Genomic DNA, 15,755 nt, shown 5'->3' on the forward strand with positions numbered 1-15,755 from the left:
CTTCCGCCGTGCCGCTCAACGTCAGTTGCCTGGTGTTCGTCGTCCTGGCCGCGACGGTACCACTATCCGGTGTGAATGCCGTGATCCTGGGGGCCACCGGCGCCAGCGTGTCCACAAGGATACTGCGAGCAGCGGATTTTGAACTGACGTTGCCTGCAGCGTCCGTGGCGGTYGCGGTGAAAGCATGATTGCCGTCCGGTAATTGGGCTGTGGTCAGGCTCCAGGTGCCGCTCGCACTGGCCTTGGCCGTGCCAATCACGGTGGTGCCCTCAAATACCTTGATGGTGCTGCCCGCTTCTGCCGTTCCGCTCAACGTCAATTGCTTGGCGTTGGTGACGTTGTCTCCGGCGGTACCTGTATCCGGCGTGAGTGCGGCTATCGTGGGCGATGCCGGTGCCACCGTGTCGGAAGGCTCGACTGGAGGTGAAGATCCAAGCAACGGCGGAGGCAAGTCTGCCTGGAACGCCGCAGTGCTCAGGGAATAGTAACCGATCGTCTTCCACTGGGTTGATAGCTCAACCCAGTTGCTGCCTCCGACACCTGGATTGTTGCTGTGGTCGGCAAGAAACGGAGCCGTCGCGTTGCGCCACCAGTCCACGCCGACCATGCCCACCAGATTCGCGTTGGCATCGGTCGTCCTCATATCCATCTGGACGTAAACGCCGTCGACCGTACCGGCCATGTAGGTCCCGCGCGATCCATACCAGAAATGATCGTTGTATCCGGTCGAAGGCGCATCAAAGCTCGCCGCTCCGTTTGACAGCCGAGTCACCGTCATCGGATAAGCTGAGTTACCGGCGAAATCAGAGACGAAATGCCCGCCTCCGATGCCAAGCTTTGACTGGTCCTGGACCAGCACCCACTGACCGGTCTCCTTGATATGAACGTAGGTTTTTGCGTTCGCGACTTCGACGTCCGCACTTGGAGACGCGGGAGTGCCTTCTTCCGTATAGACCTGCCCCCAACCTTCGACCGCGGTGAAGCCGGCAGGCGGTGTCATTTGACCACCGGGATTCCAACCCTTGTACCAACTGTAGCTGTGCGGAACACCGGCAGGATACCCCTCGCTCTGCCCAAGCGTGTTCTGTTTGATCAGCTCCGATAACGAAATCCCCATTTCACTTTCCTAGTCGTTCGAATGCGTGGATGTGAGACAGCATTCAAGGCTGCCCGCGAACGTGCGGGGACAGAAGGCACGATCGACGTCACGCCGTTCGCGCCAACTAAACGCTGTTTCTGCTGATACTCGAAAGTTGCAAGAACCGGCCGGACGCCCTGCGGCCATCGTCTCGCATTACCGAAATCGGACTTGCCGAATCACCTTGAGCCTTTCCAGAAAGCATGAACCAAGCCGCAGTAAAGTTCAATCGACGCGCCGCAACGAAATTTTCGCAGCTTCCGTGATTGCACTCATTTTGAGCAATGGTCGTCAGCGCAACGACCTGCAAATGCAACCCGGCGCATTCGCGAGTTCACGCTTGCAACAGAATCTGTCGTCAATGTGATTGATTTGTTGCGGAATGGGGTGGCAGTGAGGCGTTCTCTCATCATTACCGTCTAATGGTGACGTTTGCCGCTTGAGGCAGCAGGAGCTGTTTGATCACCACGTTTGCTATCACGAGGAAATACCGGCTGTTTTTGTGTTTCGCTCGCTGTGGTGTGGTCGCATGTTGAGCGCATTGCGTCGAATTGTCCCGCCTCGGTGAGACGCATGCCGCTTCTGACATTTGAAGCTTTGAGCATCGACCCTTCGACGAGTGCGGTGGTYGAAATCCGTGCGACGATAGGTGTCCGCATCTCTTATTGTTGCACCGCTCATTATTGAGCATCGTCAACTCGATTGGAACGGTTGGGTCTAAGCGAGAGGGATGGCGTCTCTTCTGTGGTTCGCCGAAAAGGGTTCGAGACGGAAGGCATCACGTGATCGGCTTTCGTGCACAGACCGGAATTTCGAATGTTCTATCCGACTGGCTCGATCTTGCGCGCGGCCTCGCTGCCGTCGAGGTCCTGGCATTTCATTCCTATCAGTTGATGTTCATGGAGAAGCTGCCGGGCGAGGGGTACGACCCGGCAATGAGAGCGGTCTATTCCATTCTGTGGGCCGCAAGCGCGAATGGCCCCGCGGCCGTTCTCGTTTTCTTTGTTTTGAGCGGTTACCTTGTGGGAGGGCCCGCTCTGGTTCGAGCCTTGCGAGGACGGCCGAACGCTGTCGACTATTTCTCGGCGCGCTTATCGCGCCTCTATGTCGTGCTCCTGCCCGCGCTGACGATATCCTTCTGCCTCTATATCTCGGCGCGGCAGTCAGCGGGGTGGCAGGTATATGTGTCCTCGCATCAGGACCTCTACAACCATGCGGTCATCTTTCACGCGCCTGTTGGCGCAGCCGCTGCGATCTGCAACGGCCTGTTTCTCCAGACGATAGCCTGTTCGGAATTCGCAGGAAATGCCGCCCTCTGGAGCTTGTCGAACGAGTTCTGGTACTATGTGCTGTTTTTTGCGCTGATTTCGGTGCGTAAGAAACCGGCCTACATCGCGATGATCGTCACGGTCTTCGGGCTGTTTGCGCTCGCCGAACACCATGACACCGGCGGTACGCATATCGGTCTGAAATTCATCTTCTTTTTCTTCATCTGGTGCCTCGGCGTGATCGCCTATGCGGTGGTTGCGCCGGCCTGGGCGTGGTGCTGCGGCTTTCTCTTGAGTATGACGGGACTGTATTTTCTCACATTGAAGGGCCTTTTCCCTCAATGGGCCTCGTTCAGCATGTCGGTCGGATTAGGCACGGCCGCATTCATTGTTGGCGCAGACCATCTGAAGGTGTCGCTGCCTTCATTTCTTCGAGCCGGCAGGGAGCTCGCAAAGTTCAGCTTCTCGCTCTATGCGATACACTATCCGATCCTGCTGCTCCTGAACGTCACCGTTGCCAGTGATCGCCAGGAATTCACGCTGGCCTCGATCGGGCTTAACGCAAGTTTCATCCTGGCCTGCCTGTTCACAGCGGCAATCTTCTATTGCGTTTTTGAAAGGCGCACCCCAACGATCCGTGACTGGTTGAAGGCTAGGATGCTTCGCGGCTGGATCGACGGCCCTCTGCTGCGTCCGACGGTGGTTGTTGACGCCGCCGCTCTGCCATACGTACTCGCATCTGATCGTGCCACGGCGCCCCCTGCTGCTGCTGGAGCCGGACCGTCCTTGCCGTCGGCTGCCTCTGGAATGCCGCTGAAGCAGGCAGAACGGTCGCGAGGGCACCTTGCAGCGGTTGCAACTCGAGTCCCGATGGCGTTGCTCAACGACGGTCATGTATTGCCCCAACTCGGCTTTGGAGCCTGGCAGATCGACAACGCGATTGCGCCGGAAGTCATCACATCCGCGATCAACGCAGGCTATCGCTTGATCGACACTGCTGCAGATTATGGAAACGAGAGCGGAGTTGGCGCGGCTCTGAAGCGGGTAAGAAACCAGTTCTACATCACGACGAAGCTTCGCAATGAGGATCAGGGATACGACCGGACAATGCGTGCGTTCGACGCAAGCTCTGCCAGGTTGCAACTCGACGTAGTCGATCTCTATCTGATCCATTGGCCATGCCCTCAACGGCGGGCATATGTCGAGACTTGGCGCGCGCTCATCGAGCTCCAGAAGCAGGGACGTGTCCGGTCGATTGGTGTATCGAACTTCATGGCCGATCATCTGGAACGCATCATGCATGAGACCGGCGTCGTACCGGCGGTCAATCAGGTCGAGCTGCATCCAGCGTTCCAACAGCGCGAGCTACGAAATATCCACGAGCGCTATGGCATCGTCACTCAGGCATGGAGTCCGCTTGGGCGGGGCGCGGCTCTCACCAATCCGAGAATATTGGCCATCGCAGAGCGGTGCGGCTGTTCGCCTGCGCAGATTGTGCTTCGCTGGCACTTCGAAAATGGCACGATCGCGATACCGAAATCGGCAAACGCGGCCCGCATGGCCGAGAACATCGACGTGTTCGACTTTGATTTGACCAGCGACGACCACGCGGTCATCTCGAGGCTCGATCGGCCTGATGGAAGGATCGGCCCCGATCCTGCGACCTATGGGCAAATGGGCTTATTTCGTGGACTGACCCGTCGGCTCTCGAGGACTTGAGGCAGCTCGGGTTTTGTTTTCCGTGGCTCCCCCGGTTGGCTCATATCGCTCAGTTTGTCGGAGCCGGCGGCTTGGCAGGCGCAGTACCGGCCTCAGCAGGGCGGCGAAACAGCAAACCCCACGCGGTTACGAGCATATACCGCACTCGATCCACGAGCATTGAGACGAACGCCAGAATCGGCTTCTTCCCCGCCATCACCCTGGATTCGAGCAGATGCCAGGATGCAATCGCGAAGATCGAAGTCACGGCAAGGCTGATCCCAAAATTGACGTACCAAATGCGGTAGTTCGGCAAGAGCTGAGCAACTGTTTGCTGAACGGGAAACCCGTAAAGATAGATGCCATACGAGTAATCGGCCACGCGGGTGACAGGTCCGACGTTGAAATTGAGTAGCCCGAGATAGACCGTGAGGTAGCTGACGAAGAGTGCGGCCAGATCCTCTCCGGCGCGGTTCGAGGCGAGCACGGAAGCAATGAAGCCTACAAGGCTGACCAGCAGCAGCCAGCGCGAAAACACGATCCGGGTTCGGTTCAGGAACAGCGCCACTCCGCACAGGAAGGCGAGAACTAGCATCCGGCCCGGAGGAGCGGCAGGCGAGGCGGGCTTCCCGCCAACAATGTCACGCAGCGCCAATGCGCACACGACGAACAGGACTGCCAACAAGAAGAGCCGGTGACGCCTCGTCAAGCCGATTAACGCAGCCGCACTGATGGCAGCATAACATTCGAGTTCGTGCGGAACGGTCCAAAGCTGGCTGTTGACCATGTTTGGCACGGGCAAGTCGGAAAATACGCCGGGCAAATAGAAGTGAACGTCACCGGTTGCATTGAGGAAATAGCGAAGGAAGTCGGGGTCGGTGAAATATTGCGACAGGGCGAGGTTTGTGAAGAGCGGGCCGATCAGCATAGCCGAGATCACGACTTCTGCAGTCAGGGCAGGGAATATCCTGATAACCCGCAGCGTGACGAACGCCGGAAGGCTGTTCCGCTCGAGGCTTCCTGCAACGAGGAATCCGCTGAGGGCAAAGAAGGCGGGGACGATAAGCCAGACAACGGGCTTCAATGATCCACCATAGAACCATTGCTCGGCGGGCAAACCGTAGCAAACCGCGACTGAGTGCCAAAGGATGACGGCGACTGCCAATGAGATGCGCAGGAGATCGAAACCCGCGGGCCGTCCCTTCGCCGCGTCCCACTTGTCACCGATCGATGTCATCGCGTTTTCTTCCGGGGTGGTAGGCGTTCGCCTCGATCTTTGAATATCGGCAGCGCAGATCGGCAAGTTGATGAACGTCAAATTGTCATGCGTGCGAACGCTCGTGATGACGCGTGTGCGGCATCAACTGATGTCGTCCTGCCGAGTTGACGGTCATCAACTTGGTCGTGCCCCAGCGAACTACGGTCCGAACTGCGCCATCCGAAAATGCATCTGCGCATGTTTCGGTGGGGAACCTAGGACAGGAGATCCCTATGAAGGTTGTTATTCTCGCCGGCGGCTACGGTACGAGATTGAGCGAGCAGACTTCGGTGGTGCCGAAGCCGCTGGTTGAGATCGGTGGTCGTCCGATCCTGTGGCATATCATGAAGCTGTATTCCCATTACGGCCTCAACGAGTTCGTCATTTGCTGTGGCTACAAGGGCACGGTGATCAAGGACTATTTCATGAGCTACTTGTCTCACCAGGGAGACTTCACGCTCGACCTTCAGCGCAACCGCATCGAAATGCATCGAAACGGATCGGAGCCCTGGCAGGTGACGCTGGTCGATACCGGAGAGAGGACGATGACCGGGGGGCGCCTCAAACGAGTGCGCGAGCATCTCGGGAATTCGACCTTCTGCATGACATACGGCGATGGCGTCAGCGACGTCGACATACGTGCGCTAATCAAATTCCACCATCAGCAGGGTGCCCTGGCGACGGTCACCGCGGTCCAGCTACCCGGCCGCTTTGGTGCGATCAATCTCTCGTCTGACCGCCCCCGCGCGGCCGGCTTTCGCGAGAAGGACGCGAGCGACGGTCAGGTCATCAACGGAGGTTTCTTCGTTGTCGAACCTCAGTCCCTCGATCTCATCGACGACGACAGTACGAGCTGGGAAAACGAGCCGCTCGCCCGTCTGACCGAACAGGACCAACTGGCTGTCTACAGGCACCGTGGCTACTGGCAGAACATGGACACCTTGCGCGACAAGGCCATTCTCCAGGATCTCTGGGATACCGGAGATCCACCCTGGTGCGTCTGGAATAAGGGCGGTGCCGCGAATGGAAGCACCAAGATATCGCACCCCGCAATCGCCGATCGGGCAACAATCTGAGGAGATGAAGCAGATGCGCGTTCTCTTCACTGGAGCTGACGGATATATCGGTGCGGTGCTCGGCCCGAGACTGCTTGAGCACGGTTACGATGCGATCGGGATCGACACGGGCCTCTACCGCCGCGGCTGGCTGTTCGATGACGGCAGGACGCGGCCAATGGTCATGTCGCGCGATACGCGGCAGCTGTCACTGTCTGATTTGGAGGGGTTTGACGCTGTGGTGCACCTCGCGGAGCTCTCTAATGATCCGCTGGGAGAGAATGATCCTGCGATCACGATGGAGATCAACCATCGCGGCTCCGTAGAATTTGCCCGCAAGTGCAGGGAGGCGGGAATCGGGCGATTCATCTATGCGTCCTCTTGCAGCATCTATGGAGCGGCCGGCAGCGAGGTGAAATCCGAGATGTCTTCTTGTGAACCTCAGACGGCTTATGCGCGATGCAAAGTGCTCGTCGAGCGCGATCTCGTCGAACTGACTGACTCCCGGTTCACGCCCGTGTTTCTGCGTAACGCCACCGCGTTTGGAGCGTCTCCCCGGCAGCGCTTCGATCTCGTCCTGAACAACCTTGCGGGGTGGGCGTTCACAACAGGGAAAATTCGCGTCATGAGCGACGGCACCCCCTGTCGTCCGTTGGTCCACATCGAGGACATCTGCCAGGCCATCCTGTGCGCTTTAGACGCTCCCCGCGAAGCGGTTTGCGCCGAGGCGTTCAATGTCGGCGATGAAAGTCAGAACTATACGGTGCGCGAGATCGCGGAGATCGTGAACGACACTTTCACCGATTGCGATCTTTCGTTTGGCCCGAGTGGTCCAGACAATCGCAGCTATCGCGTCTCCTTTGCGAAGATTAGAGCCCACATGCCGAATTTCCGCTGCCAATGGAATGCGCAGCGTGGCGCGCGGCAATTGAGCGGGGTATTCCAGCGCATCCAGCTAGACGAAGCGACCTTCAATGCCGCGCCATTTACACGCCTTTCGGAGCTTCGACACCTGCAGCACACCGAGCAGTTGGATCTTCATTTGCGGTGGACGCCGATTCCCGAAATCGTGCCGGCGCTCGGGCGCACTTAGCGAGAAGGTTCGCGTATTTGTCTGCCGACGCCGATGGAGCCAAGTCGAGGCCCGTCGGCGCGGCAGCGTTGGGAAACGAGTTGCTATCACCAGTTGACTTTTCCACAACTAATCATAATATTTTTGCAATGCGGCAATCCTATTGGGTGGCAGCGTATAGCCGGAGGGAAGGGAACACCGAGCAGAAGTACCAGTGGGTGAGGTTGTTTTGCCGTTTCATCAGTTCAAGCTGCCAACGATGTGAGAGTCCCGGGTAAGAGTACGGGATTGCTCGGAGATTGAGCAGTGCCAGTCATTCTAATAGTTGATCAGCACAGTGTTTATCGTAGTGGTCTCCGAGATGTAGTGGAGACCAGGTTTAAGAAGTCCCGCGTCTTAGACACGGCACAGCTCGAGAATTTTGAGCTGGAGACAGGCATCGATTTGATCCTGATCGATCTAGGTTGTCTTAATCAACGTTCGCTCGCGGTTCTCTCGGAAGTCGTCGACTTGAGGCCCGCTACTCGTATTGCAGTGATGTCGGCTTCGAGCAGCCGCGCGGACGTGCTGAAATGTCTTTCGGCTGGCTTTCATGGATTCTTGCCCAAGCTTCAGTCGGATGAGGAATTGCTGTCCGCGATAGGCGATTTGCTGTCTGGACGCATCTATGTTCCGCGGTGGTTAGCCGATGATGATGTAGGCCGACCAGAGCCCCCTCAGACGGTCAACTTCAATTTGGAGGCTCTGCGATTGACGCGCCGGCAGAACGAAATTCTTCCGCTGCTGGCCCAGGGAATGTCGAACAAAGAGATTGCGCGCGAGCTAAGCATCGCGGAAGGAACCAGCAAGATCCATACAGCGGCGCTCCTGCGCGCGCTTTGTGCCCGGAATCGGACGGAAGCGGCCTTTATAGCCGCGAAGTTGGTCGGGCCCAGGGACAGGTTGGCTAGCAGAATGAGAAGCAAGAGGTTCTCGATCGACCGGGGTAATGGCTCAGGCCCAGGTTCGGAGTTGATCGTTGGCGATCGATGGGCGCAGCCCACGGATAGGCCTCTCTTTCGAAGACCAGCCGGGTAATCGCTGCATTTTCCAGCTTGCGCGCGCTTGGCAACAACGTCTTGCTCGGCGCTGGCTGCTAGAGATGCAACCCCGGGGCCGTGTCCCCGGTGAATGGTGGTGGAGCTCGGCAGGGCAAAGCCCCCCTTACCCACCTGAGATCTTGTCCTAGCGGGTCGGCAGCTTTGTGGAGACTGGAGAGTCGCCGGTAGGATTGGGTTGCGACACGCCAACGCAACTGAGGAACCACCGATGATCGACGATATCATGAAGCTCCGCACGCTCGTGGACGAACAAGGTGAAAGCCTTGTCGTCCGATCGAAGGCGACTGGCCATATCTGTGGATCGACGCCACCTAAGTGAAGGGTGAGCCAGCAGGGATGCATCGTCCCGGTCGCGGCGATCGTCGCCGTCGGCGTCAATGGCGATGGCCGGCGCGAGGTTCTCGGCAACGGATATTCGTCTCCTCGAGGTCGACGCGGCCTTCGCGGCGTCGTCTCCCCCCAACGAGGACAAGGTTCTCAACGCGAGCTGGCAGCGTTGCCGCGTCAACCTCATGCGCAACGCTCTGGCGCACGCGACTGGTTGCCATGGGAATTGTGGAAGCCTCGTGGAGGCTCGTAGCTTCGGATGAAATCGTGCAGCAAGGGCAATTGCGCTCCTCAACCGCAACTCTTCCGAAAAATCGAACCGACAGAAGGCGCTGTGTAATTGGGCACAGGTGATAAACGCGCGAGCACCTTTACCGCAGGCTTGCACGAGCTTTTTGCTCTTTTGAGCGCGGCATAGGCAGCGAATAGTTTTTTCGCCCGACGGACTAGGCCAACCGGCTTATACGGAACCCGTAGAATCCTAACGCTTTAGCCTGAATATCCTTCGGATTAGGTCCGCCTACACTTCAACGTATTGGGTTACGTATTGAGGTGAATTCAAATGCTTACAGAATCCGCTTTACTCCAGGGTAAACTTTCTTCGCAAGTTCATAGATCGACCAACGTTCCCGATTTTCGACGCCCGTCTACGTCCTTCGTGCCTCGCTGCAGGGCTCTCTTTTGGGAAGGAGAGGAAGAAGCTCAGAAGATCGAGATCGTTGAGGGGGTCGTACGGGCAGTCCGCCTTCTTGAGAACGGAAATCGCCAGATACTTGCTTTCTACTGGCCCGGCGATGTCGTTATGCCGACCCATTCAACCCATCAGCAGTTTACCGCAGAGGCCGTGACAGATTGTCGCGTTATCCGATCGAGGACTTCTGGAGTGTGCCGGAGCGATGAACCCTGTGGGGCCCACCAGGTGCTGGCAGATACTCTCACCTTGGTGATGACCATGAGCCAAAAGAACTGCGTGGCGCGCATCGCCTGGCTCTTGTTGCGCATTCGGCCACACTTGCCTGCGGACCCCAAACGTCCTGGCGCGCTCCGACTTCAGTTACCCCGGGCTGATATCGCCGATCWCGTTGGGACGTCGCTCGAAACGGTTTGTCGTACCCTGGCCGAGTTCAAAGCGAAGAAGGTCATCGATCTTCCCAATCGCAAGACGATCAAGTTCACCGATCTTGAGGGGCTCGCGAGGATTTCCAACGGGCGAGCCGTTGAATAAACCGTCTCGTGTTGTGAGTGTCTCGCCGCGACTGTTCTCTGTGGTTCGCGGCGGGCTTCCTCGGATGCCGAACGTGATCAGATTGGGGCTATTACAAATACAGCCCGCCGCGCGCTAGGCCTTGATCGATTAACTGGCTTTCGCATCTCTTGAACCGCGAACTTTCGTTCTCGGCGTTCCGGCCGAAGTCGAAGTGGCCCGTCGACGGAACACCGGCGCGACCGGTCTGCCAATCAGATGGGCTTCCGGCCCGTCCTCCAACGCCTTCTGATATACGGCGAGCGCGCCGTCGATGGCCTCGATGGTTCGGTCGATATCATCGTTGGTGTGCGAATAGCTTGTGACCAGTGAGGGCGCCAGCAAGCCGCGGCGGATTGTCTCCTGGAGAAACAATGTGCGGAAGGTCTGTGATGGCACTCCGTCACGATCACAACAAGCATAGACCATATTGGACGTCCGGCCGGCGAGCTTGAAATAGCGGGTTAGTCCGCGGCGTTGCGTGGAGTTTTCGATACCGGCCTTCAGGCGACTTCCTTGGCGGTGGAGCGTCTCGATGACCGGTTCGTCACGGTAGGTGTTCATGACGGCCAGCGCCGCAGCCAAAGCGTGAGTCTCGGCACCATGTGTCGTCGAAAGCAGAAAGACGCGATCGCGATCATGATTGAGGCCGCCCAGCTCCATGATTTCGCGTCTGCCGAGCAGCGCAGAAATTGCGATGCCGTTGCCCATCGCCTTGCCGAAGGTCGATAGGTCGGCCTCAATTCCATGGTGACGTTGGGCGGAGCACTCTGGCCATCGAAAGCCAGTGATCATCTCGTCGATGATCAAGAGAGCACCGTTCCGATGACACAGTTTGCGCAGTGTGGCGAGATATCCCGGAGTCGGCGGCACCTCCTTTTCGGCTTCGAGGATCAGGGCGGCCACCCGACCCGGGTATCGGGCAAACAGCGCCTTCGCCGAGGACAGGTCATTGTACCGGAATCCCTGTGTCAGCTCCGCCATAGCCCGGGGAACGCCGGCGTTCATGGGTGTCGTGCAGATCGCCCAGTCGTCGTAAGAGAAGAAGGGCTGATCGGAGCAAAGCGCTATCATGTCCCGGCCCGTATAGGCTCGGGCAAGCCGGATGGCGGCCGTCGTGGCCGTCGATCCGTCCTTGGTGAATTTCGCCATTTCGGCGGCGGGGACGAGCTCGATCAGGCGCTCCGCACATTCGACCTCAAGTGCCGAAGGCCGCGTAAAGTTTGTGCCTTGTGACATCTGCCCGACTGCGGCCTTCACGACAGCTGGAAAGCCATGGCCCAGCGACACCGCGCGCAGTCCCATTCCGTATTCGATGAACTCGTTGCCGTCGACGTCCCATACATGGCAGCCCAAGCCTCTCGCGATGAAGCCTGGCGCGAGGAGCGGGTACTGATCGTCGCCCTTCGCATAAGTATGTGCTCCGCCCGGGATCGCAGCGCGCGCTCGAAATCGCAGCGCTCCAGACGTCGCGAAGTTGTCCAGATTTGTTCCCGAGAAAAAACTCGACCTGATGTTCATTGCCAAAGCCCTCTCAACGCGTGATTTTCGAAGAACCGCAGTTGCGCGCCGCCCGGCCGCATTTGATGACACAAGGATGTCACGTATTTGAGAGTTCTCAACTTGGCCGCAGCCGCGACCAGGTTTCCGGGCGATCTTTTCCAATTGCCGCAGTTCGGCTCAGGCGGAGCGCAAAGGTAGTCGGCCTTTCGACGATCTCCGTTTTGGGGCGGACGCCGCTGGCTTGGCGGGGTACAGCACCCCGCTACCCACAGCATCGCTTGAACGCCGCCATTGCATAGCCCACCGTTATTGAGCTTTGTCAGATTGGCGAATTCAGCTCTGGCTAGGCTGTCGTGAGGTCATGTCACGGATTGAGCGGGCAATGTCTGAATTCGATCAACTCAGAACCGCAACCTACGCAACCCAGTTCAGGGCCGCAAAAGCGGCGAGCCGAATTCTCGACTGGCCTGTCCTCGGTGTCGCATTTGCGCTGGTCAGCGTCGTTGCGTGGGATCTAGCTCTGCTGTGGCTTGCCGTCAAACTCTGTCGGATCGTGTTCCTCTAGTCGCCTGAACCCAGCTATTTCATCTGCCGCATGATATTTTCCGAAACAATCCTCGCCGGCGCCTACACGGTGGAGATAGATAGGCATCAGGACAACCGGGGATACTTCGCTCGGGTATTCTGCGCCGACACATTTCTTGCGCACGGTCTCAAGCCTGTCGTCGCACAGGCAAGTATCAGCTACAACGCAAAACGCGGTACGCTGCGCGGCCTGCATTTTCAGTATCCCCCGGCGACGGAGAACAAGTACGTCCGATGCACCAAGGGGGCGGTGGCCGACGTGATCGTCGACCTGAGGCCGGAATCGGCGACCTACTTGCGACATGTCATCGTTAACCTCTCGGCGGACAATGGCCGCGGGCTCTACATACCGGAGCGCTTCGCGCATGGTTTCATCACGCTCACTGACGATACGGAGCTGATTTATCTAATCAGCAACTATTACACGCCAGGCGCGGAAGGCGGGTTGCCGCACGACGATCCTTCGCTTGGAATTTCCTGGCCGGCAGAGGTGCGGGTGCTCTCGGATCGTGACAGGGCATGGAAGCCCCACAGCAATATCGGGGACGAATTGAAGGCCCGCATGAATATCGCTGTCGCCAAGAGGTCGTAGGTGAGGGCCCCACGTTCGCAAAAAGCAAACGTGACTTGACGACCGTCAATAGCTCTGCCCCGACCAACGCTAGCGTGTCGGTGAGATCACAGATCGCCCCCGGCAGGAGCCATAAAATGCTGAAAGAAGCGGCATCCACCCTTAACGTCAAAGCACCAACTGCGCATGCAATGGAGTTGAGCTGTTGTCGTTTCTGCAGCGCGCCTCTTGAACGCGTGTTCATCGATCTCGGAATGTCTCCGTTGGCAAACTCCTATCTTCGGAACGAGAAAGCCAAGCAAGACGAGCGTTTTTTTCCGCTGCGGGCTTACGTTTGCGGAGAGTGCTTCCTTGTCCAGCTCGAGGAATGGGAGGCGCCGGAGAATATCTTTGGAGACTATGCCTACTTTTCATCCTACAGCGATTCATGGCTGCAGCATGCTAAATCCTACGTCACCCGGGTCATCGAAAGGTTCGCACTCGGGGCAAACAGCAAGGTCGTCGAGATCGCGAGCAACGACGGCTATTTGCTGCAGTACTTTGTCGAAGCCGATGTGCCGGTCCTAGGCATCGAGCCGGCTCAGAACGTCGCTGCCGTTGCGCGCGCGAAGGGCATTCCGACTCGCGTGGAGTTCTTCGGCGAACGTGCTGCCCGTACCTTGCGACGCGAGGGGCTGCGCGCTGATCTGTTGATCGGAAACAATGTCCTGGCTCACGTGCCAAATTTGAATGACTTCGTCAAAGGCATGAGCCTTCTTCTCGCCGACGCGGGGGTCATCACGATGGAGTTCCCCCATCTGATGCGTCTGTTTGACGAGTGCCAGATCGACACGATCTATCACGAGCATTTTTCATACTTCTCGTTTATCGCTGTCGAGAAGATCTTTGCGGCCCACGGCCTGACATTGTTTGATGTCGAAGAGTTSCCGACCCATGGTGGCTCGTTGCGAATCTATGCTCAGCACGCCAACAAGGGATGGCATCCGATCTCCCATCGGGTGCTGGATCTCAGGCGCCGCGAAATCGATGCCGGATATGCCAACCTTGATCACTACGACGCGTTCGAAGAGCGCGCTATGGAAACCAGGCAAAAGCTTCTTTCCTTTCTTGAGGATGCAAAGCGACAGGGCAAGCGTGTTGTCGGGTACGGCGCCCCAGCCAAGGGCAACACACTCTTGAACTACTGCGGCATTACCTCGGACCTCATTGAGTATACGGTCGACCGAAACCCGCACAAGCAGGGGTCGTTGTTGCCGGGATCTCACATTCCAATTCTTGAGCCCGAACGCATCAACGTGACAAAGCCGGACTACATCCTCATTCTACCCTGGAACCTGAAGCGGGAGATCGTCAGCCAGTTGTYATTCGCCCGCAGCTGGGGAGCTCAGTTCGTGGTGCCGATTCCCGAGCCCAGGATCGTGGATTGAGCCAACCGGATACCGCAGGGACGTGGAGCATGGATGACATTGCAAGGCATGCAGACCTCGCGGACCTCAGGGAGAGTGACGCGGCCGTTGACCTGTCAGCGGACAAGACCGGACGGGCCCTCCACGAGTTTATTGCAGAGATGTATCCCATCTCCCGCAGCATAACGGGGGATGGGACCCGAAGAACGATCGATCTCATCCGAAACTATGTCCCGCTTACCACGTGCGAAGTACCGTCCGGTCTGCAGGTATTTGATTGGACCGTTCCACCGGAGTGGAACGTGCGTGATGCATATGTCAAGAACAGCGCCGGCGAGCGCGTGATCGATTTCAGGAAGTCGAACCTGCACCTCCTTGGTTACAGCATACCGGTGAGCGCGCACATGACGCTCGACGAGCTTAAGCCTCACCTCTACTCGGATCCGGAAAAGCCGGACTGGATTCCCTATCGGACAAGCTATTACCAGAAGACGTGGGGCTTCTGTCTGCCRCACAATGAACTATTGGCAATGCAGGAGGACGTCTACGAGGTTTGTATCGATACCAGCCTCGCACCGGGTCATCTGACTTACGGCGATCTGAGACTGCTTGGCCGTACCTCGGACGAGGTGCTGATCTCCTGCCATATCTGTCATCCGTCGCTCTGCAATGACAACCTGTCCGGGATCGCGGTCGCAACCGCGCTAGCGCAGCACCTGCGGAAGATGGAGCTCAGGTATACTTATCGCTTCGTCTTCATCCCCGGCACTATTGGAGCGATCACCTGGTTGGCGCTCAACGAGGCTCATGTCGGTCGGGTGAAGCATGGATTTGTGTTGACCTGCGCCGGCGATTCGGGGGCGATGACCTACAAGAGGAGCCGCCGCGGCAACACAGAGATCGATCGAGCCTGGTCCTATGTGCTTGAGCAGAGCGGCGAACCGTACGAAATTCAGGAGTTCTCACCTTACGGCTATGACGAGCGGCAATATTGCTCGCCTGGCTTCAACCTACCGATCGGGACCGTGATGCGAACGCCCTTCGGTAGATTCGCGGAGTATCACAGCTCGGCCGATAATCTGGACTTTGTTCGCCCTGCTGCGCTGTACGACACTCTAACGAAGGCGATTGCAGCTATCGACGTCATCGAGAACAACGCCTGCTTTCGGAACCAGAAGCCGTTCTGCGAGCCAAAATTGGGCAATTATGGCCTTTACAGTGGATTGGGCGGGCTCGCGGCCGGAGATTTCCAGATGGGGCTGCTATGGGTCCTGAACATGTCGGACGGGGATCATTCACTGCTCGACATCGCCGAACGATCCAAATTGCCCTGGGCGGTGATAAAGGAAGCGGCCGCCGCGCTGAGCCGAGCCGGTCTCATCAAGCAAAGCGAGCCGGGCCCGACAAACTAGTTTCGTTAGGGCGGGTGGTGTTTGCCGGCCGATAGAGGTTGAGACAGCTGAAGGGCGACGAGTTGATGGTGCCCGCTGGAAACGGCTCGCCAGCACGTCGAATTTGAGCATTCCCGGAC

General features: G+C 57.9%; 12 protein-coding genes and 3 pseudogenes. 12 read left to right on the forward strand and 3 right to left on the reverse strand.

Annotated features, from left to right (window positions below; all coding sequences use genetic code 11):
* Positions 1–1,117: Ig-like domain-containing protein (locus AC1D00_RS04620; RefSeq protein WP_477009836.1), on the reverse strand; the 1,117-nt coding region annotated here is incomplete at its 3' end.
* Between the two features lie 803 nt (positions 1,118–1,920).
* On the opposite strand from AC1D00_RS04620, the pseudogene AC1D00_RS04625 reads away from it, so the two are divergent.
* Both AC1D00_RS04625 and AC1D00_RS04630 read left to right on the forward strand, forming a co-directional pair.
* Positions 1,921–2,988: pseudogene (locus AC1D00_RS04625) on the forward strand (acyltransferase family protein); the annotation flags it as partial.
* Between the two features lie 225 nt (positions 2,989–3,213).
* The gene (locus AC1D00_RS04630; protein WP_404558986.1) at positions 3,214–4,125 is read left to right on the forward strand and encodes an aldo/keto reductase; all 912 of its coding nucleotides are present in this window, start codon (positions 3,214–3,216) and stop codon (positions 4,123–4,125) included.
* Positions 4,126–4,174: 49 nt separating this feature from the next.
* Here the strand turns inward: AC1D00_RS04630 and AC1D00_RS04635 are convergent, their stop codons facing one another.
* Positions 4,175–5,422 carry an acyltransferase family protein gene (locus AC1D00_RS04635; protein WP_477009837.1) on the reverse strand — a complete coding sequence of 416 codons (1,248 nt, stop codon included), beginning with the start codon at positions 5,420–5,422 and terminating at the stop codon, positions 4,175–4,177.
* Between the two features lie 173 nt (positions 5,423–5,595).
* On the opposite strand from AC1D00_RS04635, the gene rfbF reads away from it, so the two are divergent.
* The 6 genes and pseudogenes from rfbF (at position 5,596) to AC1D00_RS04665 (ending at position 10,141) form a co-directional block, all read left to right on the forward strand.
* Positions 5,596–6,438 (forward strand): glucose-1-phosphate cytidylyltransferase, encoded by an 843-nt coding sequence (rfbF, locus tag AC1D00_RS04640; protein ID WP_049823846.1) that lies wholly within the window; start codon positions 5,596–5,598, stop codon positions 6,436–6,438.
* A gap of 13 nt (positions 6,439–6,451) precedes the next feature.
* Positions 6,452–7,510 (forward strand): NAD-dependent epimerase/dehydratase family protein, encoded by a 1,059-nt coding sequence (locus AC1D00_RS04645; protein WP_477009838.1) that lies wholly within the window; start codon positions 6,452–6,454, stop codon positions 7,508–7,510.
* 285 nt (positions 7,511–7,795) lie between these two features.
* Positions 7,796–8,566, forward strand: a complete 771-nt coding sequence (locus AC1D00_RS04650; RefSeq protein WP_477009839.1) for a LuxR C-terminal-related transcriptional regulator — start codon at positions 7,796–7,798, stop codon at positions 8,564–8,566.
* 290 nt (positions 8,567–8,856) lie between these two features.
* Positions 8,857–9,125: pseudogene (locus tag AC1D00_RS04655) on the forward strand (transposase); the annotation flags it as partial.
* A gap of 353 nt (positions 9,126–9,478) precedes the next feature.
* Positions 9,479–9,772: pseudogene (locus tag AC1D00_RS04660) on the forward strand (hypothetical protein); the annotation flags it as partial.
* A gap of 96 nt (positions 9,773–9,868) precedes the next feature.
* Positions 9,869–10,141, forward strand: a complete 273-nt coding sequence (locus AC1D00_RS04665) for a helix-turn-helix domain-containing protein (protein WP_477009842.1) — start codon at positions 9,869–9,871, stop codon at positions 10,139–10,141.
* Between the two features lie 129 nt (positions 10,142–10,270).
* On the opposite strand, the gene AC1D00_RS04670 is transcribed toward AC1D00_RS04665, so the two are convergent.
* Positions 10,271–11,680, reverse strand: coding sequence for a glutamate-1-semialdehyde 2,1-aminomutase (locus tag AC1D00_RS04670; protein WP_477009840.1), 1,410 nt, complete (start codon positions 11,678–11,680; stop codon positions 10,271–10,273).
* Positions 11,681–12,044: 364 nt separating this feature from the next.
* Between AC1D00_RS04670 and AC1D00_RS04675 the strand changes: the two genes are divergently transcribed.
* The 4 genes from AC1D00_RS04675 (at position 12,045) to AC1D00_RS04690 (ending at position 15,636) form a co-directional block, all read left to right on the forward strand.
* On the forward strand, positions 12,045–12,227 hold the full coding sequence (locus AC1D00_RS04675; protein ID WP_477009841.1) for a hypothetical protein: 183 nt from the start codon (positions 12,045–12,047) through the stop codon (positions 12,225–12,227).
* 30 nt (positions 12,228–12,257) lie between these two features.
* The gene (locus AC1D00_RS04680) at positions 12,258–12,839 is read left to right on the forward strand and encodes a dTDP-4-dehydrorhamnose 3,5-epimerase family protein (protein WP_025576304.1); all 582 of its coding nucleotides are present in this window, start codon (positions 12,258–12,260) and stop codon (positions 12,837–12,839) included.
* 170 nt (positions 12,840–13,009) lie between these two features.
* On the forward strand, positions 13,010–14,245 hold the full coding sequence (locus tag AC1D00_RS04685) for a methyltransferase domain-containing protein (RefSeq protein ID WP_477009843.1): 1,236 nt from the start codon (positions 13,010–13,012) through the stop codon (positions 14,243–14,245).
* A 29-nt stretch (positions 14,246–14,274) separates the two neighbouring features.
* Complete coding sequence (locus AC1D00_RS04690; protein WP_029677451.1) at positions 14,275–15,636, forward strand: DUF4910 domain-containing protein; 1,362 nt, start codon at positions 14,275–14,277, stop codon at positions 15,634–15,636.
* Positions 15,637–15,755 lie beyond the last annotated feature (119 nt).

It is taken from the genome of Bradyrhizobium sp. P2_E8 (genome assembly GCF_056403875.1).